General features: G+C 65.0%; 29 protein-coding genes and 1 pseudogene. 17 read left to right on the top strand and 13 right to left on the bottom strand.

Annotated features, from left to right (window positions below; genetic code table 11):
* The first annotated feature begins 71 nt into the window (after window positions 1-71).
* Window positions 72-1019: pseudogene (locus tag ACFQU0_RS00870) on the top strand (IS5 family transposase).
* A 62-nt stretch (window positions 1020-1081) separates the two neighbouring features.
* Here the strand turns inward: ACFQU0_RS00870 and ACFQU0_RS00875 are convergent.
* Together ACFQU0_RS00875 and radC are read right to left on the bottom strand one after the other, a co-directional pair.
* Window positions 1082-1405, bottom strand: coding sequence for a thioesterase family protein (locus tag ACFQU0_RS00875; RefSeq protein ID WP_382197954.1), 324 nt, complete (start codon window positions 1403-1405; stop codon window positions 1082-1084).
* Window positions 1406-1691: 286 nt separating this feature from the next.
* Window positions 1692-2213 (bottom strand): RadC family protein, encoded by a 522-nt coding sequence (gene radC, locus ACFQU0_RS00880; RefSeq protein ID WP_382197956.1) that lies wholly within the window; start codon window positions 2211-2213, stop codon window positions 1692-1694.
* A 437-nt stretch (window positions 2214-2650) separates the two neighbouring features.
* Between radC and ACFQU0_RS00885 the strand changes: the two genes are divergently transcribed.
* From ACFQU0_RS00885 to ACFQU0_RS00900, 4 genes are read left to right on the top strand one after another with little or no spacing between them, the layout of a single operon-like run.
* Window positions 2651-3730, top strand: a complete 1080-nt coding sequence (locus ACFQU0_RS00885) for a hypothetical protein (protein WP_382197957.1) — start codon at window positions 2651-2653, stop codon at window positions 3728-3730.
* Entirely contained in the window at window positions 3730-4632 is a 903-nt protein-coding gene (locus ACFQU0_RS00890; RefSeq protein WP_382197959.1) for an antitoxin, read from the top strand. Before ACFQU0_RS00885 ends, ACFQU0_RS00890 begins: the two co-directional genes overlap by 1 nt.
* A 54-nt stretch (window positions 4633-4686) precedes the next feature.
* Window positions 4687-5166, top strand: coding sequence for a hypothetical protein (locus ACFQU0_RS00895; protein WP_382197961.1), 480 nt, complete (start codon window positions 4687-4689; stop codon window positions 5164-5166).
* A gap of 17 nt (window positions 5167-5183) precedes the next feature.
* Window positions 5184-5720 carry a hypothetical protein gene (locus ACFQU0_RS00900; protein WP_382197963.1) on the top strand — a complete coding sequence of 179 codons (537 nt, stop codon included), beginning with the start codon at window positions 5184-5186 and terminating at the stop codon, window positions 5718-5720.
* 336 nt (window positions 5721-6056) lie between these two features.
* On the opposite strand, the gene gloA is transcribed toward ACFQU0_RS00900, so the two are convergent.
* From gloA to ACFQU0_RS00915, 3 genes are all read right to left on the bottom strand, one after another.
* The gene (gene gloA, locus ACFQU0_RS00905; protein ID WP_382197964.1) at window positions 6057-6512 is read right to left on the bottom strand and encodes a lactoylglutathione lyase; all 456 of its coding nucleotides are present in this window, start codon (window positions 6510-6512) and stop codon (window positions 6057-6059) included.
* A gap of 120 nt (window positions 6513-6632) precedes the next feature.
* Window positions 6633-7175, bottom strand: a complete 543-nt coding sequence (locus ACFQU0_RS00910) for a PaaI family thioesterase (protein ID WP_382197966.1) — start codon at window positions 7173-7175, stop codon at window positions 6633-6635.
* A gap of 15 nt (window positions 7176-7190) precedes the next feature.
* Window positions 7191-7601 carry a PaaI family thioesterase gene (locus tag ACFQU0_RS00915; protein WP_382197968.1) on the bottom strand — a complete coding sequence of 137 codons (411 nt, stop codon included), beginning with the start codon at window positions 7599-7601 and terminating at the stop codon, window positions 7191-7193.
* A 66-nt stretch (window positions 7602-7667) separates the two neighbouring features.
* On the opposite strand from ACFQU0_RS00915, the gene ACFQU0_RS00920 reads away from it, so the two are divergent.
* Both ACFQU0_RS00920 and ACFQU0_RS00925 read left to right on the top strand, forming a co-directional pair.
* On the top strand, window positions 7668-8114 hold the full coding sequence (locus ACFQU0_RS00920; RefSeq protein ID WP_382197969.1) for a MarR family winged helix-turn-helix transcriptional regulator: 447 nt from the start codon (window positions 7668-7670) through the stop codon (window positions 8112-8114).
* Window positions 8107-9321: an MFS transporter gene (locus tag ACFQU0_RS00925; protein WP_382197971.1), complete on the top strand. Its 1215-nt coding sequence runs from the start codon at window positions 8107-8109 to the stop codon at window positions 9319-9321. The genes ACFQU0_RS00920 and ACFQU0_RS00925 overlap by 8 nt, the downstream gene beginning before the upstream one ends.
* On the opposite strand, the gene ACFQU0_RS00930 is transcribed toward ACFQU0_RS00925, so the two are convergent.
* The 3 genes from ACFQU0_RS00930 to ACFQU0_RS00940 all read right to left on the bottom strand — a co-directional run bounded on the left by ACFQU0_RS00930 (window position 9309) and on the right by ACFQU0_RS00940 (window position 12929).
* The gene (locus ACFQU0_RS00930) at window positions 9309-10076 is read right to left on the bottom strand and encodes an SDR family NAD(P)-dependent oxidoreductase (RefSeq protein WP_382197973.1); all 768 of its coding nucleotides are present in this window, start codon (window positions 10074-10076) and stop codon (window positions 9309-9311) included. The two genes, ACFQU0_RS00925 and ACFQU0_RS00930, sit on opposite strands and share 13 nt — an antisense overlap.
* A gap of 10 nt (window positions 10077-10086) precedes the next feature.
* The gene (locus tag ACFQU0_RS00935) at window positions 10087-11133 is read right to left on the bottom strand and encodes an endonuclease/exonuclease/phosphatase family protein (RefSeq protein WP_382197975.1); all 1047 of its coding nucleotides are present in this window, start codon (window positions 11131-11133) and stop codon (window positions 10087-10089) included.
* Between the two features lie 89 nt (window positions 11134-11222).
* Window positions 11223-12929, bottom strand: coding sequence for a DEAD/DEAH box helicase (locus ACFQU0_RS00940; protein ID WP_382197977.1), 1707 nt, complete (start codon window positions 12927-12929; stop codon window positions 11223-11225).
* A gap of 218 nt (window positions 12930-13147) precedes the next feature.
* Here ACFQU0_RS00940 and ACFQU0_RS00945 point away from each other — a divergent pair, with 218 nt between their 5' ends.
* From ACFQU0_RS00945 to ACFQU0_RS00960, 4 genes are all read left to right on the top strand, one after another.
* Window positions 13148-13696, top strand: coding sequence for a hypothetical protein (locus ACFQU0_RS00945; RefSeq protein ID WP_382197979.1), 549 nt, complete (start codon window positions 13148-13150; stop codon window positions 13694-13696).
* A 79-nt stretch (window positions 13697-13775) separates the two neighbouring features.
* Window positions 13776-15437, top strand: coding sequence for an energy-dependent translational throttle protein EttA (gene ettA, locus ACFQU0_RS00950; RefSeq protein WP_382197981.1), 1662 nt, complete (start codon window positions 13776-13778; stop codon window positions 15435-15437).
* Window positions 15438-15554: 117 nt separating this feature from the next.
* Window positions 15555-16109 carry a DUF1415 domain-containing protein gene (locus ACFQU0_RS00955; protein ID WP_382197982.1) on the top strand — a complete coding sequence of 185 codons (555 nt, stop codon included), beginning with the start codon at window positions 15555-15557 and terminating at the stop codon, window positions 16107-16109.
* A gap of 131 nt (window positions 16110-16240) precedes the next feature.
* Window positions 16241-16948, top strand: coding sequence for a response regulator (locus ACFQU0_RS00960; protein WP_382197984.1), 708 nt, complete (start codon window positions 16241-16243; stop codon window positions 16946-16948).
* A 1-nt stretch (window position 16949) separates the two neighbouring features.
* On the opposite strand, the gene ACFQU0_RS00965 is transcribed toward ACFQU0_RS00960, so the two are convergent.
* On the bottom strand, window positions 16950-17432 hold the full coding sequence (locus ACFQU0_RS00965) for a YqaA family protein (RefSeq protein ID WP_382197985.1): 483 nt from the start codon (window positions 17430-17432) through the stop codon (window positions 16950-16952).
* 128 nt (window positions 17433-17560) lie between these two features.
* Here ACFQU0_RS00965 and dusB point away from each other — a divergent pair, with 128 nt between their 5' ends.
* From dusB to purH, 3 genes are read left to right on the top strand one after another with little or no spacing between them, the layout of a single operon-like run.
* Window positions 17561-18565, top strand: coding sequence for a tRNA dihydrouridine synthase DusB (gene dusB / locus ACFQU0_RS00970; protein ID WP_382197987.1), 1005 nt, complete (start codon window positions 17561-17563; stop codon window positions 18563-18565).
* Entirely contained in the window at window positions 18562-18810 is a 249-nt protein-coding gene (locus tag ACFQU0_RS00975; protein WP_382197989.1) for a helix-turn-helix domain-containing protein, read from the top strand. The genes dusB and ACFQU0_RS00975 overlap by 4 nt, the downstream gene beginning before the upstream one ends.
* Before the next feature lie 24 nt (window positions 18811-18834).
* Window positions 18835-20412 carry a bifunctional phosphoribosylaminoimidazolecarboxamide formyltransferase/IMP cyclohydrolase gene (purH, locus tag ACFQU0_RS00980; RefSeq protein WP_382197991.1) on the top strand — a complete coding sequence of 526 codons (1578 nt, stop codon included), beginning with the start codon at window positions 18835-18837 and terminating at the stop codon, window positions 20410-20412.
* 289 nt (window positions 20413-20701) lie between these two features.
* On the opposite strand, the gene ACFQU0_RS00985 is transcribed toward purH, so the two are convergent.
* The 4 genes from ACFQU0_RS00985 to ACFQU0_RS01000 are packed head-to-tail and all read right to left on the bottom strand — an operon-like array spanning window position 20702 to window position 23384.
* Window positions 20702-21412 carry an SAM-dependent methyltransferase gene (locus ACFQU0_RS00985; protein WP_382198266.1) on the bottom strand — a complete coding sequence of 237 codons (711 nt, stop codon included), beginning with the start codon at window positions 21410-21412 and terminating at the stop codon, window positions 20702-20704.
* Between the two features lie 41 nt (window positions 21413-21453).
* Entirely contained in the window at window positions 21454-22035 is a 582-nt protein-coding gene (locus tag ACFQU0_RS00990; RefSeq protein ID WP_382197993.1) for a Maf family protein, read from the bottom strand.
* On the bottom strand, window positions 22032-22820 hold the full coding sequence (locus tag ACFQU0_RS00995; RefSeq protein WP_382197995.1) for an SDR family NAD(P)-dependent oxidoreductase: 789 nt from the start codon (window positions 22818-22820) through the stop codon (window positions 22032-22034). Before ACFQU0_RS00995 ends, ACFQU0_RS00990 begins: the two co-directional genes overlap by 4 nt.
* Before the next feature lie 30 nt (window positions 22821-22850).
* The gene (locus ACFQU0_RS01000) at window positions 22851-23384 is read right to left on the bottom strand and encodes a hypothetical protein (protein WP_382197997.1); all 534 of its coding nucleotides are present in this window, start codon (window positions 23382-23384) and stop codon (window positions 22851-22853) included.
* 152 nt (window positions 23385-23536) lie between these two features.
* On the opposite strand from ACFQU0_RS01000, the gene ACFQU0_RS01005 reads away from it, so the two are divergent.
* Genes ACFQU0_RS01005 through ACFQU0_RS01015 form a run of 3 tightly spaced genes read left to right on the top strand, consistent with a single transcriptional unit; the run spans window position 23537 to window position 25615 of the window.
* The gene (locus ACFQU0_RS01005; RefSeq protein ID WP_382197999.1) at window positions 23537-24376 is read left to right on the top strand and encodes a TatD family hydrolase; all 840 of its coding nucleotides are present in this window, start codon (window positions 23537-23539) and stop codon (window positions 24374-24376) included.
* Window position 24377: 1 nt separating this feature from the next.
* A complete protein-coding gene (locus ACFQU0_RS01010; RefSeq protein ID WP_382198000.1) occupies window positions 24378-24869 on the top strand; it encodes a DNA-deoxyinosine glycosylase in 492 nt (163 codons plus the stop codon).
* Entirely contained in the window at window positions 24869-25615 is a 747-nt protein-coding gene (locus ACFQU0_RS01015) for a class I SAM-dependent methyltransferase (RefSeq protein ID WP_382198002.1), read from the top strand. Before ACFQU0_RS01010 ends, ACFQU0_RS01015 begins: the two co-directional genes overlap by 1 nt.
* The last annotated feature ends 17 nt before the right edge of the window (window positions 25616-25632 follow it).

A 25632-nucleotide genomic window follows, 5' to 3' on the forward strand; every position in this document is an offset into this window, starting at 1 on the left:
AGCTTGGGCGTTTGCCGTCCCAGCAGGCTTTGTTGCACAAACCCGCACTTGCGACCTGATAGGCTGCGCGCATGAGTGAAGCCAAGGGAGCCAAAGGTCGCTACAAGACCACCAACTGAGCAACGTACAACGCCGCGCTCAAGGCGCGGGGGTCGCTGACGATTTGGTTGGACAAAGACATGCAGTGGTACGCCCGTGCCAATGGTCGCAGGGGTCGACAGCGGGTCTTCTCTGACGCTGCCATCCAGTTTTGCCTGAGCGTCAAATGCCTGTTTGGCTTGGCCCTGCGCCAAAGCCTGGGCTTGGTCGAAAGCTTGCTGCGCTTGGCCTGCCTGGATTGGAAGATGCCGGACTTTAGTACCGTGTGCTGGCGCCAGAAGACACTGCGGGTGCAATTGCCCTATCGGTCCAGCACCACGGCGCTGGACCTGCTGGTGGACAGCACCGGCATCAAGTTACTGGGCGAAGGCGAATGGAAGCGCAAGAAACACGGGACTGAATACCGGCGCCAGTGGCGCAAGGTGCATCTGGGCATCGACGCGCACACGCTGGAGATTCGAGCCATCGAAGTGACAGAAAATAGTGTGGGAGACGCGCCGATGTTGCCCGAACTGCTGGGTCAGATACCCGCCGATGAAGCGTTGGCCAGTGTCAGCGGCGACGGCGCCTATGACACCAAGGCGTGCCACGCGGTGATTGCACAGAGAGGGGCACAAGCGGTGATTCCGCCGCGCAAGAACGCCCGGCCGTGGAGGGCGACCCTGGTGGGGGCGGCCTCGCGCAACGAAGCGCTCAACGCCTGTGGCCGGTTGGGACGGGCCATCTGGAAAAGGTGGAGCGGCTATCGCCGGCGCAGCTTGGTCGAAACCAAAATGCACTGTCTCAAACGCCTGGGTGAGCGGGTGATGGCACGTACATTTGAGCGCCAGGTGGTGGAACTGCATGTGCGTGTGGCCTTGCTCAACCGCTTCACGCAACTGGGCCGCCCGACAACGGTATTTGTGACCACCATGGCGTAGCTGCGTCCGGGGCTGGGGTCAACCCGTCCCGATTCGGGTTTGTGCAACAGAGCCGCTTGAATTCAGAAATTTGCGCTTCGCTGCCCCAGGCGTTCAACCCATCCTCGCAGCTTCAGGGTCGATCCGGGCGGGATCGGCCCCTTGTGCTCCAGCTCGATCGTCCGGCCCACCACGACATCCGAGTCAGCATCCACGTGCCGCTGCATCTCGCGGATGCAGATGGACTCCACCACGGCGACCAGATATCCGGTCGCCAGGCATTCGATCAGCCTCTGCGCATAGTCGCTTCCATGCGGGAGCCTGGAAAACAGCGCCCGGGCCGTCTGTTCGGGCGGCACGCTGTAGGTTTCTTCAAAGGATATTTCACTGATGCCTTGGTGGTTCATGGAACTGGGGAATGGGTTGACGACGTGCATTCGCTCTCCGAGACACCGCGTCAAATCGGGGTAACGGGAACAGCGTTCGATCCTCGTTCGGATGCATCGCGTCTTCAACCCAGTCAGGCGTTCTCCAGAGTAGCTGGCTCAATGCGGATGTCCGCGTGGGGCCGATGGAGGAAGCTCCACCGCCTCCGGCCTTGATGTCATGAAGTGCTCGTGCCACTGTGCGGCGGCACGCTGTTGGGCAGGAAACAAAAAACCGGGAGACCTTGCGGTTCCCGGTTGCGCGGGCTCAGATCAGCCCGCGCTCGGCGAAGGAAAGAATCGTCGGTCCGGCCACGATCAGGTGATCGATGACCCGAACGTCCACCAGCGACAGCGCGCTCTTGAGGGTCTGGGTCAGATGCTCATCAGCCCGCGAGGGCTCGGCCACACCCGACGGGTGGTTGTGGACCAGGACGATGGCCGCCGTGTTGTGTGCCATGGCTTCCTTGACCACCTCGCGCGGATAGACCGATGTCTGGGTTACGGTGCCGCGAAACATCTCCACGTACTCGATGACCCGGTGTTGCGCGTCCAGGTGGATCACCGCGAAGACCTCGTGCTCCAGCGTGCCCAGCTTGATGCGCAGGAAGTCTCGCACCGCCTGCGGCGACGACAGCATCTCGGTGCCGCGCAACTGGCCTTCCAGAACCCGCAGTGCGGCCTGCAGCACCTCAGCCGGCTCGGCCGGACGGTAGCTGCCCGCGACATCGCGAACGAGCAGGGAGGAATAGATGGAAGACGTGAACGACAGGGAAGACTGCTGCGACATGATCGGCTCCGGTTCGGAATCGGGCGGGATTGCCCGGAACCGGCCACCCACGCCGCAGCGCAAGCGGTCAGGGGTCGGAGGCGCAGCCAGAGACGGCCGCCAGGACGCCAGCGTGCAAGGCACGCGCAGCCCTTGACGGCGAGAACGGCGTGGTAGGTTGAAAGGGCACAGCAAGACCGCCACCCCCGCACACCACAACAGCCCCGGCAAGCGGAGCGCGCAGCGGCCAGGCCGCGGAGACGTCAGGGATCAAAGCCGGATGGCCGGGATTCGGCACGAAGCCCGGGGCGCAGCCCGTGAGCCCGGCGGCGGGACGCCGAGACGTCAGTGAACTTGCATCTTTGCTGAACAGTAAATATTGCTATTTTCTGGAAAATTCGATAGAGTGCGGAAATTCACTGTGCAGTAAACCGCCCAAAAGCATGCTTGAGCTGACCATGACCGAACACCAGTTGGTCTCGCGCCTCGTGGATGCGTTGCGCGAGCTACCCGACGTCCATGCGGATGTGGTGCGTGGGGAGCTTTCAGGCGGACGATCTGATCGGGGCCTGGATGCTGCGGTCGATCTGCACGTGGCTGGGAAGTCGCTGGCCGTGCTGGTCGAAGCCAAGAAGGCGGTCTACCCCCGCGATGTGCGCCAAGTGATCTGGCAGATCCGGGATGCCAGCCGCGCGTGGGCAGGCAACCATCCAGGCGAGGTCGTGTCAATGATTGCGGCGGAGTCGATCTCGCCCGGCGCCAAGGAACTCCTTAAGAGCGAGGGCGTGGGCTACTACGACAGTGGTGGAAGCCTCTACCTGCCCGCGCCAGGCATCTATCTCTACATCGACAAGCCTCCACCCAAGACGCTGGTCAAGTCGATCCGCTCTCTGTTTTCTGGCCGACGCGCCCAGGTGTTGCATGCGCTGCTTGTTCATCGCCAGACATGGTTCGGTGTCACCGAGCTGGCACAGTTTGCGCAGGTGTCTCCGGCCACCACATCTCAAGTGCTGACCGAGCTTGAACGCTTCGACTGGCTCGAAGCAAGAGGACAAGGGCCGAGCAAAGAGCGCCATCTCCGCGAACCTGCCGCCCTGCTCGATGCCTGGGTCAAGCAGGTGAAAGCTGATCGCGCACCTGCGCTGCGCAGGTATTACGTGCCGGCAACCAAGCCGGGCACGTTGCCAGTGCAGGTTGCCGCGGCTCTGGAAGGGCGAGGCGTCGAATACGCCATCAGCCATGAAGCTGCGGCGCAGCGGCTCGCACCCTTCCTGTCCAGCGTGTCCCAGGTGCGCCTGCGGTTGTTGTCCGGGCAGGGCACTGACTCTGCACTGAGCGACCTGGGTGCGCGCTTGGTCAACGAAGGGGCCAATCTGGCTGTGATCGAGACCAAGTCGGCAGGCGAACTGCTATTCCGCGAGCGCCTGGATGGATTGTGGCTGGCCAGTCCGATCCAGATCTACCTCGACCTGATTCGCGGCGAAGGCCGATCGAAGGAGATGGCCGAGCACTTCCGCAAAGAAAGGATCGGCTTCTGATGGCCAAACCTGCAACGCTCGATGGGTACAGTGACCAGTACACGGTGGACTGCGAGCGCGTCTTGGTGACTCTGCTGCGCGGGTTGGGGCCCTGGAAGGACTCGGTCTATCTGGTCGGCGGGCTCACGCCGCGATATCTTGTCCCGGCACGGCCGCCGGTCGTGCCCGCGCATGCTGGTACCCTGGATGTGGACATCGTCATCGACCTACAGATCCTGGCCGATACAGATGCGTACCACACGCTGGAGGACAACCTCAAGCGGATGGGCTTCGAACGTGCCGAAAACGCAGCCGGGAAGAAGCTCTCATGGCGCTGGCAGACCCGTACCGAGCACGGTGCGCTGATGGTGCTGGAGCTGTTGGCCGATGCGCCCGACATTGCTGGCGGCAAGGTTCAGCCGCTGCCGACCGAAGGCACGATCTCGGCGCTCAACATCCCGCACTCGTCGATCGTCTTCGACCTGTATCAGGTGACCGAAATCCAGGCCGAGTTGCTGGGCGGCAATGGCGTGGCTACCGAGACGATCAAGCACGCCAACCTCGTCAGCTTCACCTGTTTGAAGTCCTTCGCGTTCGACCAGCGCTTCGAGCGCAAGGACGCGCACGACCTGATCTATTGCCTGGAGCATGCCCCTGAAGGTGCGGCAGCAGTGGCCGAGGCGTTTCGCCAATCACTTGAAGGCAAGCACCGTGACGTAGTGAAAGCTGCTCTCAACATTTTGCAATCGCGCTTCGCGCGGGCCGGTGATGTCGAGGGCTATCGCAAGGACGGCCCCATAGCAACAGCCAAATTCGAGATTGGCGAGAGTGATGAGTCGGATCAGCGGGAGGCGAGGGCGCTGCGTCAGCGCGAGGTCAGTGACCTCGTTGAACAGCTTCTTGCACGAATTGAAAATCAATAAGGTACAGCATGCCAGTTCCAATAATCGACCTCTTTGCAGGGCCTGGAGGGCTTGGTGAGCTACATCGTCTCCACCGACAGCGACGTGAATGAGACGAACTTCGCCCTGATTGAGCGATCCTGGCGTGAAGGCTTCGGCGGCCGTGACCCGATGGACACAGGCAAGGGAGTGATCTTCCGCGACGTCGACACCGAGCGGATCGAGGACTTCCTGATCGCCTTTCAGGCGGACAGCCAGTTCGCCGATCGCAAGGCGGATATCGTCGCCTATCTGCGCACTCTCGCCGACCAGCATGCAGTCGGCGATGTGCTGCTGATCTCGCCGGGTACTGGAGACCGCAAGCCGCATAGGTTGAACGGCCAGTCCCGCGTTGTCGGTGATCGGCAAGGCTCCGCCTGGCGGCTGAACAAGGACCGCGTGGCCTCGCGCGGGGACGAGAAGCTGGGCCTTGCCGAGGAACAGAAAGCGGCGGCCGAGGCCGCGGCCGCGTCAGGAGACAACCCGGTTGCGGCCTCGGATACCGGGCCAACATAGTGGCCTACACGCTGTCCATGCTCAGCGAACTTGCGAAGCGAAGGAAGGCGCGCGTGGACTTCCCGGGTATATGGAATGCACAAGGCGTCAACGCCGTGCTTGAAAGCTCCATTGCGGTCGTGTCCAGAGTCGTGAACGAGGACATCATCAGGCCGCCGGCTGGTATCTCGAATATCTCCGAATGGTGCAAGAGGGAGGCCTGTTGGACGCGGATTCAGACGCGTATTGAAGATGTCGAGAAGCTGCTCCAACCCGAGTTCTACGATCAGCTTCAGTCGGTTGGCGATCAGGCGGCGGAGGTCAGATCTGCCAAGCAGACCCAGAAGGTCGACAACGGCATCGAGGCTCAGCGGCATGTGCTGGCTGTTCCCGCGGGTGAGTGGGCTCGTCTTCATCGGGCGCTGATCGAAAAGGAGCTTCTCACGCCGAAAGAGGTCGGAGTTCTCAGGATAGCCATGCAGATCCCCGCGAAGCTTCCCACCGAAAAGCAGTGTGCGATTCTTCTCGATGTCCTTGGCAGAGCGCGCGCGGAAGGCATCGTGGTTGAGAGGTAAGTTTTGGCGCGAGGTGCTCGACGGCGTAGTCCAAGAACATCAGCAACAACAGGTAGCGCTTGTCGCAGACGTAGGTCACGCACTTGTGCTGGGCCAGCACGACGCGCTGCAACTCTAGGAGCGGTCGGTGATAGGCGGGCCGGCGCGCGAGCGAATGGTACTTGAGTTCAGGTGCCTGTAGCTTGGGGAAATGCTCACGGATCAGGCGCGCGGCTTCCTCATCGCTGATCGCGATGGCCGTGGCCCCTTGAAAGCGCTGTTCCGGGTTCAGCAAATCGAACCCCGTGTAGCCACTCTCGTCGATACGGAAGCATTCCATTCAGATTCTTGCGTTGCTTATCTGCTACGCGCTGCGCAGTGGATCGGTGTTTTGGCGTCCGAATGGCGTCCGTCACCGTAAGTTATTGATTTTGTTTGTATTAATTCGATCTTGTAGCCATCCGGGTCCGTGACAAACGCGATGACCGTGCTGCCGCCTTTGACTGGGCCGGCCTCGCGGGTGACGTTGCCGCCAGCGGCCTTGATCTTCTCGCAGGCCGCGTAGGCGTCGGGCACACCCAGGGCGATGTGACCGTAGGCCGTGCCCAGGTCGTAGGACTCGACGCCCCAGTTGTAGGTCAGCTCGATTTCGGCCTGGCCAGGGTTGCCGCCCTCAAAGCCGAGGAAGGCCAGCGAGTACTTGTACTCGGGGTTTTCGGAGGTGCGCAGCAGTTGCATGCCCAGCACCTGGGTGTAGAAGTCGATGGAGCGCTGCAGGTTGCCGACGCGCAGCATGGTGTGGAGGAATTGCATAGGGTCGTTGTGGAAAATTCGGGTCCAACCGGGAGACACCGCAGAGCCGGCTTTGCCGGTCTGCTGGTGTCGCCCCCTTGAGGGGGTGACGCGCCGCCAGGCGCAGCGCGGGGGTGGGCCTTATTTTGCCGGGAAATCAAACACCAGGCAGGTGGTGGTGGCATGGGCGTAGAGCTTGCCGTCGGCGCCCACGATGCGGCCTTCGGCCGTGGCCAGCTGGCGGCCGCTGTGCACCACGGTGCCAATGGCGCGCAGGGGGCCGCTCTTGTGCGACGCCGCGCGCACGATGTTCACGCTGAGTTCGGCCGTGGTGTAGGCCTTGCCCACCGGCATGGTGGTGTGCACCGCGCAGCCCACGGCCGAGTCGAGCAGCGTGGCGTACCAGCCGCCGTGCACGCTGCCCAGCGGGTTGTAGTGCTTGAGCTGCGGTGTGCCCTGGAACACCGCGCGGCCTTCGCCCACCTCCACCAGGGTGAAGTCCATGGTGTCGGCGATGTGGGGGTAGGGCGCATGGCCGTCGAGCAGGGCTTGCATTTGCTGCAGGCCGGTTTTGCCCATCAGCTCATGTGGCTGCGCCAGGCCGGCGCCCGCGCCTTGGGTCATGCGGGTTTTGGCTGCCTCGTACTGGGCCATCCATTCGGCCAGGATGTGTTCGTGGTTCATGTCGTCTCCAGGAATTCACTTGGGGTACAGCACCATCTGGGTGCAGCGGAACAAGGCCAGCGTGCGGCCACTCTCGCGATGGGTCACCACCGCGTCCCACACCTGGGTGGTTTTGCCCAGGTGGGTTGCCTTGGCGGTGCAGTCCACCGTGCCGTCGCGGGTGGTGCCCAGGTGGTTGGACTTGAGTTCGATGGTGGTGAAGCCGGTGGCGCCCTCGGGCAGGTGGGCCATGCAGCCACAGCCGGCCGATGTGTCGGCCAGGGTGACGATGCTGCCCGCGTGCAGGTAGCCATTGGGCGCCATCAACAAGGGGCCGGCGCTCATCTCGGCACGCACCTCGCCCTGGCCGATGTGGGTGATGACCAGGCCCAGGTGCCCGGGCAAGTGGGGCGCGGCCATCTGGTTGAACTGTTCCGGTGTGCGCATGTGGTGTCCTTGCCAACGTGGTTGAAATTAAATTGTATATGCAATGGTTGTAGCTACAATCGAATCATGGCCACCTCGTCACCCCCTTTGGGCTGCACCAACTTCAAGCTGCGCCAGCTCACGCGCCGCGTGTCGCAGCACTACGACCACCACCTGGCGTTGGCCGGCCTCAAGACCACGCAGTACTCCCTGCTCAACCACATCGCCAAGCTGGGGCCGTTGACGCCGGGCGAACTGGCGCGGCGCATGACGCTGGACGCCTCAACGCTCACCCGCAACCTGCAGCCGCTGGTGGCGGCAGGCTGGGTGGTGGTGGGTGAGGGTGTGAACGCCCGCAGCCGCCTGCTGACCTTGACCGAGTCCGGGCGCGAGCTGCGCCAGACCGCGCAGCGGCACTGGAAAAACGCGCAACTCGAACTCAATGGGCTGCTGGGGCCGGCCATGGTGGCCGAGCTGCATGGCCTGCTCGATCAGGCGCTGGCTGCCTTTGATCCGGAGACCTCGGATGAATAAACCCGCAGCGCGCGTGTGGTGGTGGGTGTTGCTGGCCGCCGCCGGCACCTTTGCCCTGACCATGGGCACACGCCAGACCATGGGCTTTTTCCTGTCGCCCCTGAACACAGCCACGGGCCTGGGCCTGGCCAGCATCAGCCTGGCGTTTGCGTTTGGGCAGCTGTGGTGGGGCCTGACCCAACCTTTTGCGGGTGCCCTGGCCGATCGACTGGGCGCCGGTTGGGTGTTGTTTGCGGGCATCCTGCTGGTGGCCCTGGGCACGGTGCTCACACCGCTGATGACCAGCACGGGCGGGCTCATCTTCGCCATCGGCGTGCTGGCGGCGGGCGGTGCGGGCATGGCCGGCCCCTCGGTGCTGATGGCGGCCACCACCCGGCTCATCCCGCCCGAGCGGCGTGGCCTGGCCACCGGTGTGGTCAACGCGGGGGGCTCGTTCGGCCAGTTTCTGATGGCGCCCATTGCCGCTGCCCTCACGGCGGCCCTGGGCTGGGCCAACGCTTTGCAGGTGTTGGGTGTGCTGGTGTTGCTGGCCTTGCCGGCCGCGTGGGTGTTGCGTGGGTCGCCAGCGGGTGCGGCGCAAGCCACTCCGGCTCAGGCGCCGTTGCCAGTCCGCGAGGCGCTGTCACGCGCCTGGGCCGAGCCCAGCTACCGCTTGCTGATGGCGGGTTTTTTTGTCTGTGGTTTCCACGTCGCTTTCCTGGCCACCCACATGCCCGGCGTGGTGGCCGCTTGTGGCCTGCCCGCCGCAGTGGGCGCGTGGGCGTTGGGGGTGATCGGGCTGTTCAACATCATTGGCAGCCTGGCCATGGGCTGGGCCGTGGGCCGCTGGCGCATGAAGTCGCTGTTGTCACTCGTCTATGCCACGCGGGCGGTGGCGGTGCTGTTGTTTGTGTTGGCGCCGAAGACGGAAGCCGTGGTGCTGGTGTTTGCGGCGGTGATGGGCTTGAGTTTCCTGTCCACCGTGCCACCCACCGCCGGGCTGGTGGCCAAGTTTTTTGGCACCGGCAACATGGCCATGTTGTTTGGAGTGGTCATGGTGTCGCACCAGGTGGGCGGCTTCCTGGGCGCCTGGCTGGGTGGCCAGGTGTTCCAGTTCACGGGCAGCTACGACTGGGTCTGGTACGTGGACATTGTGCTGGCCGTGGGTGCGGCGCTGCTGCACCTGCCGATACGCGAAGCGCCGGTGCGCAGGGCTCAGACGGTGTAGTTCAGCGTCATGCGGCCGCCATCGGCCACCACAATTTCGCCCGTCACGTAGCTGGCCGCATCGCTGGCCAGCCAGCACACCACGTCTGCGATTTCGGCGGGTGTGCCCAAGCGTTTCATGGGTGTGCGGCTCATGATTTTTTGCTTGGCTTGCTCGCTGGTGAGCACCGCCTGAGCGGCCAGCTCGGTGGCAATGGTGCCGGGCGCCACGGCGTTCACACGCACCCCCTGTTCGGCCAGGGCCAGCGCCATGACGCGTGTGAGCTGGTTGATGCCGCCTTTGCTCACGTTGTAGCTGGCGATGGTGGGGATGGCCAGCGTTCCGTTGACCGAGCTCATGTTGACAATGCTGCCGCGCCCGGCGGCGGCCATCACACGGGCCACCGCCTGGCCCATCAGGAAGGCACCTTTGAGGTTGACACGCAACACGGCGTCGAAGTCGGCCTCGCTGACTTGCAGAAAATCGGCTGCCTTGAAGATGCCGGCGTTGTTGACCAGGATGTCGACGTGCCCGTGGGTTTGAACCACGGCGGCCACGGTGGCGTCGACCTGGGCCTTGTCGCCCACATCGCAGCGCAGGTAAGTCAGGCCCAGTTCGGCCGCCAGTGCCTGGCCATGGGTGTCGTCGATGTCCACGACGATGGGGTGGGCGCCTTCGCAGTGCAGGCGGCGCACGCAGGCTTCACCAATGCCCTGGGCGCCACCGGTGACGATGGCGACGCGGCCTTGCAGGCCAAAAGAAATCGTGTTGTTCATGGTGTGGATGTTAGGGCGCAGTGTGGCTGTCGGGCAATCGGACACGCAACACGGCGCGCACAAAACCGTGGTCGCTCCGGCTGCGGTCACGGCCTTCGTGCAGGTGGTCGTTGAAAACGTCCAGCCGCAACACGTCGCCCAGACTGTGGCGCTGGCCGGCCACAAATTCCTCGCTCACCAGCACCTGGTCCAGCACTTCCGGGAAGCCCAGGTGGATGTGCGAATACGCCACATCGCGGCGCAGTGCGGCACCCACTTGCACGTCCCAGGCGTTGTAGAGCGCGGTGTCGCGTGCGCCTTTGTCGTAGGCGGCGCTGGTGGTGGCGGCAATGAGCTGGGTGGTCACGCTGTGGGGGCCGTCGTTCAGGTCGCCCATCAAAATCAGAGGGGTGTGCGTGCGGTGGAGCAGCTCGACCGCCTTGAGACGCAAGGCCAGCGACTCGGCCGCACGCATCAGGAGCGAGCGCACGCTGGCCACGGCCGCCACGTTGGGGTCGTCGGGGTCTTCCAGCGGGCGGCCTTGGCCGTCCTGCAAAAACTTGGGCCGTTTGGATTTGAGGTGGGCGGTCAACACGTGCACACGCTGGCCGTGTTTCATCTCCAGCGTGGCCAGCAGCGGGGGGCGCTCAAAGCGGGCGTGGCGGCCCAGGCCGGGCACGTCCAGCGCGGCCTGGGCGGGGAAGTCGGTGATGGAGGTCACGGACTCGACCTTGAGCCGCGTGGCCAGGCCCACACGGGGGGTGCCCTGGGCGCCGTGCTGGCCGGGGCCGTTCTCGGCGCCCGGCACGCTCACATGGGTGTAGCGCAGGCCACTGCGGGCGATGGCGCCGCGCAGGGCCACCTCGTCCCACACTTCCTGCACGGCCAACACGTCGGCGTTCAGCGCCTTGAAACGGTCACCCAGCCAGTCCAGCTTGCGGCCGTGTTCGGCTTCGCTGTAGGGGTCTTGGCCGGCATAAAACGCACGGCCCGGTTGGGCCAGGTTGAGCACGTTGCAACTGGCCACGGTGAGTGTGGCCCAGCGTGGGGTGCCATTGGGATCGGTGGGCTGAGGCATGGGCGCAATGTAGCGCGGCGCGCCGAAACCTCCGAAGACGCCCATGAAAAAAGCGCCCGAAGGCGCTTTGTTTCTTGCTCAGTGGCTGTTCACTTGATGTGACCAAAACGGGTGCGCAGCGGATCGATGCCACCCTGACCACCACCACCCGAGCGACCACCACCGCCGCCAGGACGGCCACCACCACCACCGGGGCGGCCACGGCCACGGCCGCGTTCGCCCAGGGCGTCGATGCCGGTGCGCAGCGGGTCGGGCTGGCCACCGTTGCCACCACCGTGGGCACGGCCTTCGCCGGCATGGCGGCGCGGCTGCTGGTCGCCACGCGGGCCGCGCGGCGGCTGACCGTCAAAACGTGGGCCACGCGGGCCTTGGCCTTCGGGACGCGGACCACGCGGCGGCTGATCGCCACGGGCTTCGGAACGCGGGCCGTCGTTGCGGGCGCCCTGTGCGGGGCGGCCACGGCCACCGCCGTTGCCACCACGGCCACCGCCGGCGTTGCCGCCTTCAGCGGTTTTCTTTTCGCGCACGCGCTGCAGCATCTCGGTGCGTGCGGCCTTGGCGGCGGCGGCCATCACCTCGCGGCTCGGCGGCTTGCCGGCGCCACCCCAGATGGTCTGGCGGCCCATGGCGATGGGCTCGGCCTTCTCGCCTTCTTCGGGCATGAACTCCTGGAAGATCTGGACCGGGATTTGTTGCTTGGTGAACTTCTCGATCGCCATCATGAAACCTTCTTCGTCCAGGCTCACGAGGTTGACGGCTTCACCGCTGTTGCCCGCGCGGCCGGTGCGGCCGATGCGGTGCACGTAGTCTTCGCAGACGTTGGGGATTTCGTAGTTGACGACGTGCGGCAGCTCATCGATGTCGATGCCACGGGCCGCGATGTCGGTGGCCACCAGGGCGCGCAGGTCGCCGCTCTTGAACTCGGCCAGCGCCTGGGTGCGGGCGCCCTGGCTCTTGTTGCCGTGCAAGGCCATGGCCTTGATGCCGTTTTTGGTGAGGAATTCGGCCACGTTGTTGGCGCCGAACTTGGTGCGGGTGAACACCAGCACCTGGCTCCAGTTGTGCTGGTTGATGATGTGCGCCAGCAGCGCCTTTTTCTTGCCGCGACCCACGGGGTGGATGACCTGGGTGATGCGCTGCACGGTGGTGTTGCGCGGTGTCACCTGGATGTGCTGCGGGTCTTTGAGCAGGTTGCTGGCCAGGTCGCGGATCTCGTCGCTGAAGGTGGCCGAGAACAGCAGGCTTTGTTTGTCCTTGGGCACCAGGGCCAGGATTTTTTTCACGTCGTGGATGAAGCCCATGTCCAGCATGCGGTCGGCTTCGTCCAGTACCAGGATTTCCACGGTGGACAGGTCCAGGAAACCCTGGCCTTGCAGGTCGAGCAGGCGGCCCGGCGTGGCCACCAGGATGTCCACGCCACGTTTCATGGCGTTGATCTGCGGGTTCATGCCCACGCCACCGAAGACGACGGTGGAGGTCAGCGAGAGGTTTTTGCCGTAGACGCGCACCGATTCCTCGACTTGGGCGGCGAGTTCGCGGGTGGGGGTCAGCACCAGGGAACGGATGCCCACGCCGCCGAAGCGGTTCTTGGCCTTCGCGCCGACGCTGAGGCGTTGCAGCAGGGGCAGGGTGAAGGCGGCGGTTTTGCCGGTGCCGGTCTGGGCGCCAGCGAGCAGGTCGTGGCCAGCGAGCACGGCGGGAATGGCCTGTGCCTGAATGGGGGTGGGGGTTTCGTAGCCTTGCTCGCGCACGGCTTCAAGAATGGCCGGGGCCAGGTTCAGTTCGTCAAAGTTCATTTAAGAGGCGCCCATCCAGGGCGCTGGGTCATCGGCCGCATCAGGTGCCACGGGGTGGTGCCTGTTCAGTCGGGGCAGATGGATTCAGGGTCTGGCGCCATCACGCGAGCGGTTTGGGCTGGTGGTGTGCGCCCCGGCAGGGTGCCGGTGCCGGTCCAACTGAGATGACCGACAAGGTGTATTGTCTCACGAATACGCACATGCACAGGGACAGGCACATGACCAGCACCACATTTGGCTACGACAGAGCAGAGGACAGGCTCTGGATGTCGTTCGACGACGGCTCGCCCCGCCTGTGGTTCACACGCCGCATGGTGTCGCATTTGTTGGGGCCCATGCTGCAGTCTTTCGAGTCAACCGCGCCCGGCGGCCAGGGTGGCGCATCGGCGGCCGTGCGTGTGGCGCTGGAGCACGAATTGGCCATGAATGAGCTGATGCCGGGCGAGCAGGTCTTGCCCATCAAGATGGGGCTGGACACCAGCAGTGGCTCGCTGGAGGGCGAGCACCTGCTGTGCACCGGGTTGACCGCCACCTTCGGCGCCGACCAGTGCCGAATGCGCTTCAACACACCCGAGGGTGACCGGGGCGTACAAATGGGCCGCGTGGCGATGCACCGCTGGCTGCGTGGGTTGCACATGGTGGCGGGGCAAGCCGAATGGGCGCTGCCCGCGCCCGAATGGCTGACGCGCAGCTGGCTGCCCGACCCAGTGCGCGCGCTGTTGCTGGGGGCTGAGCCCCCGCCACCGGTGCCAGATCCGGGACCTTGAACGTGTTGCAAACGTCCTGCCTGCGATAATCACCGGTTGTTTGCCGCGCGAGCGTGGCCCCTTTTTTCCAGCGAACCCCATGGCCCAATACGTCTTTTCCATGAACCGGGTCGGCAAGATCGTGCCGCCCAAACGCCAGATCCTCAAGGACATCTCCTTGTCCTTCTTCCCCGGCGCCAAGATCGGCGTGCTGGGCACCAACGGTTCGGGCAAATCCACCCTGCTCAAGATCATGGCCGGTCTGGACAAGGAAATCGAGGGCGAAGCCATTCCCATGCCGGGCATCCGCATTGGCTACCTGCCGCAGGAGCCACAACTGGAGCCCGAGCAGACCGTGCGTGAAGCGGTGGAAAACAGCATGAGCGGCGTGCGCGCTGCGCAAAAGCGCCTGGAAGAGGTGTACGCCGCCTACGCCGAAGAAGACGCCGACTTCGACGCCCTGGCCGCCGAACAGGCGCAGCTGGAGGCCATCATCGCCACCGCCGGCACCGACAGCGAGCACCAGCTGGAAATTGCCGCCGATGCGTTGCGCCTGCCGCCCTGGGAGGCCAAGATTGGCCTGCTCTCCGGCGGTGAAAAACGCCGCGTGGCCTTGTGCTGCATGCTGCTGTCCAAACCCGACATGCTGCTGCTCGACGAACCCACCAACCACTTGGACGCCGAATCGGTGGAGTGGCTGGAGCATTTCCTGCAGCGTTTCCCTGGCACCGTGGTGGCCATCACCCACGACCGCTACTTCCTGGACAACGCGGCCGAGTGGATTCTCGAACTCGACCGCGGTCAGGGCATTCCGTACAAGGGCAACTACTCCACCTGGCTGGAGCAAAAAGAAGCCCGCCTGGAGCAGGAACAACGCACCGAAGACGCCCGCACCAAGGCCTTGAAGCAGGAGCTGGAATGGGTGCGCAAAAACGCCAAGGGCCGTCAGGCCAAGAGCAAGGCGCGTCTGGCCCGCTTTGAGGAACTGAGCGACGTTGAATACCAGAAGCGCAACGAGACCAACGAAATCTTCATCCCCGTGGCCGAGCGCCTGGGCAACGAGGTGATCGAGTTCAAGAACGTCTCCAAGAGTTTTGGCGACCGCGTGTTGATCGACAACCTCAGCTTCACCATTCCGGCAGGTGCCATCGTCGGCATCATCGGCCCCAACGGTGCCGGCAAGTCCACGCTGTTCAAGCTGATTTCCCGCAAGGAACAGCCGGACAGCGGCGAGGTGAAGATCGGCCAGACGGTGAAGATGGCTGTGGTGGATCAGAGCCGCGACGGCCTGGCGGGCGACAAGACCGTGTGGGAAGACATTTCCGGTGGGCTGGACATGATCACCGTGGGCAAGTTCCAGATGCCCAGCCGCGCTTACTGCGGTCGGTTCAACTTCTCCGGTGGTGACCAGCAAAAGCGTGTGGGCAGCCTCTCGGGCGGTGAGCGCGGGCGCCTGCACCTGGCCAAGACCCTGGCCGAAGGCGGCAACGTGCTGCTGCTGGACGAACCCTCCAACGACCTCGACGTCGAAACCCTGCGCGCGCTGGAAGACGCGCTGCTGGAATTCGCCGGCTGTGCCCTGGTCATCAGCCACGACCGCTGGTTCCTCGACCGCATCGCCACCCACATCCTGGCCGCCGAAGGCGACAGCCAGTGGGTGTTCTTCAACGGCAACTACCAAGAGTACGAAGCCGACAAGAAGAAGCGCCTGGGCGAAGAGGGCGCCAAGCCCAAGCGCTTCCGCTACAAGGCGCTGAAATAAGCCCTCCCCCGCGCCGCGCCTAGGGGCGCGTCACCCCCTCAAGGGGGCGATGCCGACGGACCGGCAGAGCCGGCTCCGTGGCATCCTGGGATCAGACATTTCGCTCCGGAGGGGTTGATGGAATCAGACGAACAGGTGTTGGCGGACACACGCCGCTGGATCGAAAAGGCGGTGATCGGGCTCAACCTGTGCCCGTTCGCCAAGGCGGTGTACGTGAAGAACCAGGTGCGCATCGTGGTCAGCCACGCGCGGCACCTGGATGCGTTTCTGGACGAGCTGGACCGGGAGTTGCTGTTGCTGCGCGACACGCCGGCCGAGCAGATCGACACCACGCTGCTGGTGCATCCCACGTTGTTCCCCGACTTCGAGGTTTTCAACGATTTCCTCAACGTGGTCGATGACGTGGTGGCCGAACACGAATTGGAAGGCGTCATCCAGGTGGCGCCGTTTCACCCCGCCTTTCAGTTTGAGGGCACCGCGCCCGATGACGTGACCAACAACACCAACCGCGCGCCTTACCCGACGCTGCACCTGCTGCGCGAAGACAGCGTGGAGCGGGCCGCCGAATCGGGCGACGACGCCGACACCATCGTCGAGCGCAACCAGCAGCGGCTGCGTGAATTGGGTGTGGCTGGCTGGCAGGCACTGCTGCAGCCCGAACGCGGCCAGTGATCGCCCGCATGCCCTTCGTCGGACGGCAAAGGATTTGTGATAAGCGTGTTGGCTGAATTTTAACTTTGACTTAAAATTGCTAAAACGCTCAAAATTGATTTGAGTATCTTTGTCAATGTCGAGGTTGATCCGTGAACAATCCAAGCCTGGTGCGGGCTGACGTGGCCTCCGCCTCAAATTACTACACCACGATCGAAGTGGCGAAGATGCTGGGCATGGCAGTGCGCTCGGTGCAACTGATGGTGGACCGGGGCGATCTGCAGGCCTGGAAAACGCCGGGTGGGCACCGCCGCATCTCGCGTGAGTCGCTGGAACGTTGGCTGCAAGGCAGCCGCAGCGGCGTGCGCGCCGAAGCGGCCGGGCGGCAAGAGGGCGAGGTGGGAGCCGGTCGCGAAAGCAGCCGCCGTCTTCGCATGGGCCAACGCCCGCCGCGCCTGCTGCTGATCGAGGATTCGACCCATTTCCAGAACCTGGTGGCCCTGTTGCTCAAGCAGAAGTTTCCCGGTCTGGAGGTGCATGTGGCCAGCGACGGCATCACCGGCCTGGCCTCGTTCGGGCAGCTGCAGCCCGACCTCTTGGTGGTGGACATCATGTTGCCCGGCATCGATGGCGCCAACCTCATCACCGGCTTGCGTTCGCATGCCTTGTTTGGCCAATGCAAGCTGATCGTGCTCACCGCCCTGGACGAAGCGCAGCGTGCCCCCTATGCCTTTGCGCTGGACCAGGTGCCCGTGGTGCACAAACCGCGCCTGGTGAACGACTTGCCCCCGCTCATCGAATCCTTGCTGGGTGCACGTGTGGCGGCCGCCACGCAGGTGGGCCGCGCCGACGAGGCCTGACTCAGAATTTCAGGCCGCCCGGAAACACCCACAGCAACCCTGCCGTCATTGTGACGTAGCGCAGGAATTTGCCCACCGCCATGTAGGCCAGGCAAGGCCAGAAGGGCATCTTCAGCCAGCCGGCCACCGCGCAGAGGGGGTCGCCCACGGCGGGCAGCCAACTCACCAGGCAGGCCTTGGGGCCAAAACGTTCCAGCCAGCGCAGGGCCTGCATCTCGGTGGGTTTGCCACGGGCCCGGTCCACCGCGCGGTGGGCACCCATCCCCATGGCCCAACTGATGGCGCCGCCCAGGGTGTTGCCCGCCGTGGCCACCAGCACCGCCGGCCAGAACAGCGTCGGGTTCAGCTTGACCAGGCCGAACACCACCGGTTCAGAACCCATGGGCAGCAGCGTGGCCGACAAGGTGGCCACCACAAACACCGTGCTGAGCCCGTACTGGGGCAGACTGAGGGCGGCCAGCAGGCCGTGCAACCACGCTTCCATGCGGGCCAGTATAGGGTTTCCGCTCAGCGGGATTTCAGTCCCTGAAACGCCGAAGGGCTACAATTCGTGCACAAATTTTCAGCACACAACCCTGGTTGCCCCGCGCATCAGGGTTGTTTTTTTCGCCCATGCACATCGGCCCCTACGCCCTCCCGAACCACCTGTTTGTTGCCCCCATGGCCGGGGTGACGGACCGGCCGTTCCGGCGTCTGTGCAAACAGCTGGGCGCCGGCTACGCGGTGAGCGAGATGGTGACCTCGCGGCCTGACCTGCAAAACAGCCTCAAGACCTCACGCCGCGCCAACCACGAGGGCGAGCAGGCGCCCATCGCGGTGCAGATCGCCGGCACCGACGCCGAGATGATGGCCGACGCCGCCCGCTACAACATGGACCGGGGCGCCCAGATCATCGACATCAACATGGGCTGCCCTGCCAAGAAGGTGTGCAACAAATGGGCCGGCTCGGCGTTGATGCAGGACGAAGCGTTGGCCCTGCAGATCGTTGAGGCGGTGGTGGCCGCGTGCGCGCCGAAGGGCGTGCCCGTGACGCTCAAGATGCGCACCGGCTGGTGCCAGACGGCCAAGAACGCGCCGTTGCTGGCGCGCGCGGCTGAAGGCGCCGGCATCGCGATGCTGACCGTGCACGGTCGCACGCGCGAGCAGGGCTATAAAGGTGTGGCCGAACACGACACCGTGGCCCATATCAAGAGCGTGTTGCGCATCCCGGTGGTGGCCAACGGCGACATCGATTCACCCGAAAAAGCGCGTGACGTGCTGGCCCAGACCGGGGCCGACGCCATCATGATCGGCCGTGCCGCCCAGGGCCGGCCCTGGCTGTTCCGCGAGATCGCTCACTTCCTGACCACTGGTGAGCACCTGCCGCCGCCCACCGCAGACGAACTGCAAGGCTGGCTGCTGGAACACCTGGAAGACCACTACGCCCTCTACGGCGAATACACCGGCGTGCGCACCGCGCGCAAGCACCTGGGCTGGTACGCTCGCTCGCTGCCCGGCGGCGAGGCGGCCACTGCGGCCCTGCGCGAGCGCATCAACGCCATCGAAAGCTGCGAAGCCCAATTGCGCTGCGTGCGCGAGCACTTCGCCCAACAACAAGAATGGAAATTGGCTGCATGAGCTCATCCTCCCCGAGCTTGCAGGACTGCGTCCGGCAAAGCGTCTCCGAATTTTTCAACGACCTTGACGGCACCGAGCCCGCCAACCTCTACGACATGTTGGTCGCGGCGGTGGAAAAACCGCTGCTGGAGGTGGTGATGGCCCAAGCCCAGAACAACCAGTCGCGCGCGGCCCAGTGGCTGGGCCTGAACCGCAACACCTTGCGCAAGAAGCTGGTTGAGCACCAGCTGATCGACCGCTCCTGATTTTTTGTCCTTTTGAGTCACCCCATGAAAGCACTTCTCTCGGTCTCCGACAAAACCGGCGTTCTCGAACTCGCCCAAGGCCTGCACGCGCTGGGTGTGCAATTGCTGTCCACCGGCGGCACCGCCAAGCTGCTGGCCGATGCGGGCTTGCCCGTGACCGAGGTGGCCGATCACACCGGCTTCCCCGAGATGCTGGACGGCCGTGTCAAGACCCTGCACCCCAAAATCCACGGTGGCCTGCTGGCCCGACGCGACCTGCCGGCGCACATGGCGTCGCTCAAGGAACACGGTATTGACACCATTGACCTGCTGGTGGTCAACCTCTACCCGTTTGAAGCCACGGTGGCCAAGCCCGGCTGCACGCTGGAAGACGCGATCGAGAACATCGACATCGGTGGCCCGGCCATGGTGCGCAGCGCCGCCAAGAACTGGCGGGACGTGGCCGTGCTGACCGACGCCGCGCAGTACGCCGGCGTGCTGGCCGAGTTGCAGGCCGGTGGCATCAGCAAAAAGACCAAGTTCGCGCTGTCGGTGGCCGCCTTCAACCGCATCGCCAACTACGATGCGGCCATCAGCAACCACCTCTCGGCCATCAACGAGGATGGCAGCCACGCTGCGTTTTCTGCCCAGGCCAACAGCAACATGGTCAAGCTGCAGGACCTGCGCTACGGCGAGAACCCGCACCAGAGCGCCGCTTTCTACCGCGACCTCTATCCCGCGCCCGGCTCACTGGTGAGCGCCAAGCAGCTGCAGGGCAAGGAACTCAGCTACAACAACATTGCCGACGCCGACGCCGCGTGGGAATGTGTCAAGAGCTTCGACGTGCCGGCCTGTGTCATCGTCAAACACGCCAACCCCTGTGGCGTAGCGGTGGCCGCCAACAGCGCCGACGCTTATGCCAAGGCCTTCCAGACCGACCCCACCAGCGCCTTCGGCGGCATCATCGCCTTCAACACGCCGGTGGACGGCGCCACCGCGCAGGCCGTGAGCAAGCAGTTTGTCGAGGTGCTGATGGCCCCGGCGTTCACGCCCGAGGCGCTGGCCGTGTTCCAGAGCAAGGTGAATGTGCGCGTGCTCGAAATTTCGCTGGCCGGCGTCAAGCGCGATGGCAAGACCGCGTGGGAGCGTGGCCAGAATTCACACGACGTCAAGCGCGTGGGTTCGGGCCTGCTGATCCAGACGGCGGATAACCACGAGCTGCAGCGCAGCGACCTCAAGGTCGTCACCAAAATCGCCCCCACCGAGCAGCAATTGGACGACCTGTTGTTTGCCTGGAAGGTGGCCAAGTTCGTCAAGAGCAACGCGATTGTGTTCTGCAAGGACGGCATGACCATGGGTGTGGGCGCCGGCCAGATGAGCCGCCTCGATTCGGCCCGCATTGCCAGCATCAAGGCTGGGCATGCCAACCTGTCGTTGGTCGGCACGGCGGTGGCGAGCGACGCCTTCTTCCCGTTCCGCGATGGGCTGGATGTGGTGGTGGACGCTGGTGCCACTTGTGTGGTGCAGCCGGGTGGTTCGATGCGCGACCAGGAAGTGATCGACGCGGCGAACGAGCGGGGTGTGGCGATGGTGTTTTCTGGGGTACGGCACTTCAGGCATTGATTGTTTCGCCTGTGTCTCTTCGCCCACGTGCTTGGGGCGACTGACTCCGCGACTGTCCCCCGCCGGCTGCGCCGGCTCCTCCTTGATGTCGCTGCGCCAGTCACCCCAACCACGAGGGCAGCCACCATGCAGGCACACCAACGGTGGTTAACCAACATCTCGTCAGATCGGGGTGGCGGGGTGCCCTGCGCAGCGGCATAAAGGGGGAGCCCCGCACAGCGGGGCGGAGGACAGCCGCGGAGCAGGGCGTCCCGTCTCCCCGATCCCGCGAGCAAGCCGCCAAAAAACCTCAGCACCCAAACAAAAACACCGCTGGCCCAGACAGTGGCAACGCGGGCGCTGACAGCCGCCACTGGCTCACCAGCGCGCTGTGCACACCAGCCGACGGCAGCGTGGCGTTGACCATCACCGCCAGCCGTGTGCTCGGCTGCAAACCCTGCACCAGGGCCTTGAGCAGCGCCTCGTTGCGGTAGGGCGTCTCGATGCAAATCTGCGTCTGCCCGGTTTTCATGGCCGTGGCTTCCAGCGCCCTCAGTTGCTTGAGGCGTTCCGTTGGCTCTTGCGGCAAATAGCCCACAAACGCAAAGTGCTGACCACTCAAACCACTCGCTGCCAGCGCCAGCATCAAGGAGATCGGCCCCACCAGCGGCACCACCCGCAGGCCCAGCGCGTGCGCGGCGCGCACCACCGAAGCGCCGGGGTCGGCAATGGCGGGCATGCCGGCTTCGCTCACCAGGCCCACGTCGTGGCCCTGCAGCGCAGGTGCGAGCAGCGGCTTGGCATCAAAACCGCCGGGGCCGTGGTCGCCCTTTTTGTGCACCTCGCGCGGCAGCTCCACGATGTGTTGGGCTTGCAGCGGCGTGGCCAGCGGGTGCAACTCGCCCACGCGCTTGAGGAAGGCGCGCGTGCTCTTGGCGTTTTCGGTGACCCAGTGTGTCAGCCCGGCGGCTTGTGTCAGCGTGTGCTCGGGCAGGGCAACGCCCAGCGGCACCGGCGCCATGCCAAAGTCCAGTGGCGTGGGCACGAGGTACAGGGCACCCGTCACAGCAGCTTCACTCCGGCGGCGCGCAACAGGCGGCAGGTGCGGATCAGCGGCAGGCCCACCAGCGCGGTCGGGTCGTCGTTGTCGATGCGTTCCAGCAGGGCAATGCCCAGCCCTTCGCTCTTGGCGCTGCCGGCGCAGTCGTAGGGCTGCTCTGCGCGCAGGTAGTGTTCGATCTCGTTGTCGCTCAGGTCGCGAAACACCACCTTCACCGCCGCCAGATCGGCCTGCTCGAAGCCGGTTTCGGCGCAGACCACGGCGAGGGCGGTTTGGAAGACCACGGTCTGGCCACGCATGGCGCGCAGCTGCTGGACCGCACGCTCATGGGTGCCCGGTTTGCCCAGCGGTGTGCCGGCCAGATCGGCCACCTGGTCGCTGCCGATCACCACCGCGTGCGGAAACTTTTGCGCCACCGCACGGGCCTTGGCCAGGGCCAGGCGGCGCGCGATCTGTTCTGGCGTTTCGCCGGGCATCGGGGTTTCGTCCACGTCGGGCGCGGCCTGCTCAAAAGCAAGCCCCAAGCGGCCCAGCAGTTCGGCGCGGTACTTGGATGTGGAGCCCAGGACGACCGGTCGGGTCATGCCGGGTCCCTCACATCGGCCACCACCTTGCTGCCGAAGTCGGGGCGCTCCAGGTAGGCCAGCACGCGCTCGGCCGCCGCCTCGGGCGAGGTGAGCTGGCCACGTTCCTTCATGCCGATGAAGTTGCCCAGGTCAGGGAAGGCGGCCGGGTCGCAGCTGCGCAACTGCACCTGCATGTCGGTGTCGATCACACCGGGCGCGAGCGAAACGATGCGCGCCCCGTGGGGCAACTGCGCTTCTTCCAGCGCCACACACTGCGAGTACATGTCCATGCCGGCTTTGGCTGTGCAGTAGGCGGCCTGCGAGGCCATGGCGCGGCGTCCCAGGCCGGAGGAGATGTTGAGCACTTTGCGCGGGCCCCGCCAGCCTTGTTGCACCCAGCGGCCGGTCACGCGCAGGAACACGCTGGTCAGCGCCAGGGGCGACTCCAGGCCCACGCGCAAGGCGTTGGCCAGATCGTTGGTGGCGATGCCGCCCAAGGGGCTGATGTGGGGAATCACCCCCGCGTTGTTGATCAGCGTGGCGCTGTCCAGTTCGCTGGCGTGCAGGCTGCCCAGCCAGCGCTCCAGGCGCTCGGCGGCCTCCTGGCTGTGGGCCAGGTCTTGCGACCACTGTTCCAGGTGCACGCCTTGCGCCTGTGCCAGCGAAGCGAGTTCGTCGTTGGTGCGGCGCGAGATGCACAGCAGGGTGTGGCCGGGCCGCAACAACTGGCGGGCCATGGCCAGACCCATGCCACGCGAGGCGCCGGTGAGGATAAACAGGTGGGGTGGGGTGGGCAGGTTCATGCCTGCCATTGTGCCCAAGCGGGGCGCGGATCAGCGCAGGCGGGGCAGTTCGACGAAACGCACAGCGGCGGGGCTGGCGGGCAGGAGGATGAAGTCCACCACCGGTTTCACGTCGGCGGTGCACACCATGCCCGGCGCCGCGCCAAGGTCTTGCACCTGGTATGCCACCACCCAGCCATCACCCGTGGCGGTGGTCTCACGCTCGGCGCTGGTGATGGTGATGCTGCCGCTGCAACCACCATACGAGGCCGTGACACCCACCAGCATGTGCTGTTTGAAGTCCACACCGGTCAAAGGCGGGGCAGCTTCTTCGCGCCACTGGATGGCGAGCCAGGTGGCCGCCCAGTCGCTGGTGTTGCGCACCACGTGCTGGCCGTCGTCACCGGTCCAGTCGCTCAGCGGCAGTTCGATGTGGTGCAGGGGCGCGGGCGCCGATGTGACGCTCATCCCTTCCAAGGCCTCAGGCGCGTCGCCACCGCCACCGCAGGCCGCGAGCAGGCTCGCCAGCCCCAACGCGACGGCGCCTCTTGTGATCTGCGCCACCACCTTTGCCCAAGCACCCATGAAATCGTCCTCCCTGCTTTCTTTGTGTGTTCGGTTGGGGTTGCCCCTCAACCGCGACGCGAAGCTTAAAAGAGCACTTTGTCAATTCAAAGCCCGAAAGGCTCAAGAAATGTCAATTCGGGCCGAAACCGGCCGGGCGGCACAATCCAGGCATGTGGACCGACACCCATTGCCATCTCGATGCGCCCGAGTTCGGTGGCGCCGCCACCGCCGAACGTGCAAAAGCCCGGGCGGCAGGTGTCGATTGGTGTGTGTATCCGGCGGTAGTGGCCGCTCACTTTGATGCGGTGCGCCAACTGGCCCACCTCACGGGCGACGCCTATGCGCTGGGCATCCATCCCCTGTATGTGCCCCAGGCAACCGAAGACGATTTGACACAGTTGGAGCGGGTGATTTCAGAATGGCGTGACGATCCGCGCCTGGTGGCGGTGGGCGAGATTGGCCTGGACCTGTTTGTGCCGGCGTTGTGCACGCCGGAGATGCGGGACCGCCAGACCCACTTCTACCGCGCGCAATTGCGCATCGCGCGCCGCCACGGCCTGCCGGTCATCCTGCATGTGCGCCGTTCGGCTGACCTCTTGCTCAAACACCTGCGGCAACTGCCGGTGATCGGTGGCATCGCCCACGCCTTCAATGGCAGCGACGTGCAGGCGCAGGCCTTTGTGGACAGGGGGTTCAAGCTGGGCTTTGGCGGCGCACTCACGTTCGACACCGCACGCCAGCTGCGCCACCTGGCCACCCACTTGCCGCTGCAGGCACTGGTGCTGGAGACCGACGCGCCCGACATCCCGCCGCAGTGGCTCTACACCCCGGCCGCTGAGCGCGCCGCAGGTGTGCCCCAGGGCCGCAACAGCCCGGCCGAATTGCCGCGCATCGGCGCCGTGCTGGCCGAGCTGCGCGGTTTGGCGCCCGAAGCCGTGGCCCGGGCCACCAGCGCCAACGCCTGCCAGGCCCTGCCCCGGCTGGCCACACTGGTCCAGGGAGGCCATTGACATGTTGCACGGTCTGCCCCCGGTGCTCAGCGACACGACCCGCTTGCTGGTGCTGGGCAGTTTTCCTGGCCGTGCATCACTGGAAACACAACGCTACTACGGCCATCCGCAGAACCATTTCTGGAAGATACTTGCCGCCATCTGGCAACAGCCCCTGACCGACATGCCCTACGCCCAACGAATTGACACATTGCACACACACGGGCTGGGCCTGTGGGACGTGTACGCCACCTGCGAACGCGAGGGCAGCCTGGACAGCGCCATTCGCAACGCCCAGCCCAACGATGTGAGCGGGCTGCGCGCACGTTGCCCGCAGTTGCAGGCCATCGCCCACAACGGCGGCGAGAGCTTCCGCCACGCGCGCCACACCCAGGCGCTGGGCCTGCCGGTGTACCGTTTGCCCTCCACCAGCCCCGCCAATGCGAGCTGGTCTTTTGAACGCAAGCTGGCCGCCTGGCGCGATGTGTTGCAGCGCCACGCGGTGGGGGGCTGATGGCTGCCATGGATTTGCCGGAAGTCAACTTCTCCGAGTTCGGTGAGGTGCGATACCTGCACCTGGGCACCGAGTGGGTGCAGGGCAGCATGCTGATCGACGCCCCCTTTGACATCGAGCTCGACTACGTGCAGCGCATGGAAGCCTGGCTGCTCTTCGTCGACCCCGACAGCGTGGGCAAGCGCCACGCCATGCAACTGGGCTTGGGGGCTGCGGCGCTGACCAAGTTCAGCTTCAAGAAGCTGCGCATGAAAACCACCGCCATTGAGCTCAATCCCCAGGTGCTGGCGGTGTGCCGCCAGTGGTTCAAGCTGCCGCCCGACAGCGCGCGCCTGCACGTGCGCCTGGCCGATGCAGGCAAGGAAATCCAGCGCGACGAGCACCGTGGCACGGTGGACGCGCTGCAAGTCGATCTGTACGACCACGAGGCTGCGGCACCGGTGCTTGATGACGAAGATTTCTACCGCCACTGCCGCCAGTTGCTGACCGACGAGGGCGCGATGACCGTCAACTTGTTCGGGCGTGACACCAGTTACGAGCAGTCGCTGGAGCGCATCTGCGCCGCCTTCGGCCCCGATGCGGTGTGGGCCTTCAAACCCACGCGCGAGGGCAACACCGTGGTGCTGGCCCTGCGCACGCCCCAGCAGCCCACGCGCATGCAGCTGCTGGCGCGGGCCGAGGCCATCCAGGCCCGCTGGGGCCTGCCAGCGGTCAAGTGGCTCAAACTGTTCAAGCCGGTGGCGTGAGCGCCTTGTCTTCTCGC

The sequence above is a fragment of the Hydrogenophaga defluvii genome, from assembly GCF_042665235.1.
Taxonomy (GTDB): domain Bacteria; phylum Pseudomonadota; class Gammaproteobacteria; order Burkholderiales; family Burkholderiaceae_C; genus Hydrogenophaga; species Hydrogenophaga defluvii_A.

Coding starts and splice junctions, on each gene's coding strand:
- ACFQU0_RS00875 (WP_382197954.1), bottom strand. CDS start 1,405: ATGAACCACCAAGGCATCAGTGAAATATCCTTTGAAGAAACCTACAGC.
- radC (WP_382197956.1), bottom strand. CDS start 2,213: ATGTCGCAGCAGTCTTCCCTGTCGTTCACGTCTTCCATCTATTCCTCC.
- ACFQU0_RS00885 (WP_382197957.1), top strand. CDS start 2,651: ATGACCGAACACCAGTTGGTCTCGCGCCTCGTGGATGCGTTGCGCGAG.
- ACFQU0_RS00890 (WP_382197959.1), top strand. CDS start 3,730: ATGGCCAAACCTGCAACGCTCGATGGGTACAGTGACCAGTACACGGTG.
- ACFQU0_RS00900 (WP_382197963.1), top strand. CDS start 5,184: ATGCTCAGCGAACTTGCGAAGCGAAGGAAGGCGCGCGTGGACTTCCCG.
- gloA (WP_382197964.1), bottom strand. CDS start 6,512: ATGCAATTCCTCCACACCATGCTGCGCGTCGGCAACCTGCAGCGCTCC.
- ACFQU0_RS00910 (WP_382197966.1), bottom strand. CDS start 7,175: ATGAACCACGAACACATCCTGGCCGAATGGATGGCCCAGTACGAGGCA.
- ACFQU0_RS00915 (WP_382197968.1), bottom strand. CDS start 7,601: ATGCGCACACCGGAACAGTTCAACCAGATGGCCGCGCCCCACTTGCCC.
- ACFQU0_RS00920 (WP_382197969.1), top strand. CDS start 7,668: ATGGCCACCTCGTCACCCCCTTTGGGCTGCACCAACTTCAAGCTGCGC.
- ACFQU0_RS00925 (WP_382197971.1), top strand. CDS start 8,107: ATGAATAAACCCGCAGCGCGCGTGTGGTGGTGGGTGTTGCTGGCCGCC.
- ACFQU0_RS00930 (WP_382197973.1), bottom strand. CDS start 10,076: ATGAACAACACGATTTCTTTTGGCCTGCAAGGCCGCGTCGCCATCGTC.
- ACFQU0_RS00935 (WP_382197975.1), bottom strand. CDS start 11,133: ATGCCTCAGCCCACCGATCCCAATGGCACCCCACGCTGGGCCACACTC.
- ACFQU0_RS00940 (WP_382197977.1), bottom strand. CDS start 12,929: ATGAACTTTGACGAACTGAACCTGGCCCCGGCCATTCTTGAAGCCGTG.
- ACFQU0_RS00945 (WP_382197979.1), top strand. CDS start 13,148: ATGACCAGCACCACATTTGGCTACGACAGAGCAGAGGACAGGCTCTGG.
- ettA (WP_382197981.1), top strand. CDS start 13,776: ATGGCCCAATACGTCTTTTCCATGAACCGGGTCGGCAAGATCGTGCCG.
- ACFQU0_RS00955 (WP_382197982.1), top strand. CDS start 15,555: ATGGAATCAGACGAACAGGTGTTGGCGGACACACGCCGCTGGATCGAA.
- ACFQU0_RS00965 (WP_382197985.1), bottom strand. CDS start 17,432: ATGGAAGCGTGGTTGCACGGCCTGCTGGCCGCCCTCAGTCTGCCCCAG.
- dusB (WP_382197987.1), top strand. CDS start 17,561: ATGCACATCGGCCCCTACGCCCTCCCGAACCACCTGTTTGTTGCCCCC.
- ACFQU0_RS00975 (WP_382197989.1), top strand. CDS start 18,562: ATGAGCTCATCCTCCCCGAGCTTGCAGGACTGCGTCCGGCAAAGCGTC.
- purH (WP_382197991.1), top strand. CDS start 18,835: ATGAAAGCACTTCTCTCGGTCTCCGACAAAACCGGCGTTCTCGAACTC.
- ACFQU0_RS00985 (WP_382198266.1), bottom strand. CDS start 21,412: ATGGCGCCGGTGCCGCTGGGCGTTGCCCTGCCCGAGCACACGCTGACA.
- ACFQU0_RS00990 (WP_382197993.1), bottom strand. CDS start 22,035: ATGACCCGACCGGTCGTCCTGGGCTCCACATCCAAGTACCGCGCCGAA.
- ACFQU0_RS00995 (WP_382197995.1), bottom strand. CDS start 22,820: ATGAACCTGCCCACCCCACCCCACCTGTTTATCCTCACCGGCGCCTCG.
- ACFQU0_RS01000 (WP_382197997.1), bottom strand. CDS start 23,384: ATGGGTGCTTGGGCAAAGGTGGTGGCGCAGATCACAAGAGGCGCCGTC.
- ACFQU0_RS01005 (WP_382197999.1), top strand. CDS start 23,537: ATGTGGACCGACACCCATTGCCATCTCGATGCGCCCGAGTTCGGTGGC.
- ACFQU0_RS01010 (WP_382198000.1), top strand. CDS start 24,378: ATGTTGCACGGTCTGCCCCCGGTGCTCAGCGACACGACCCGCTTGCTG.
- ACFQU0_RS01015 (WP_382198002.1), top strand. CDS start 24,869: ATGGCTGCCATGGATTTGCCGGAAGTCAACTTCTCCGAGTTCGGTGAG.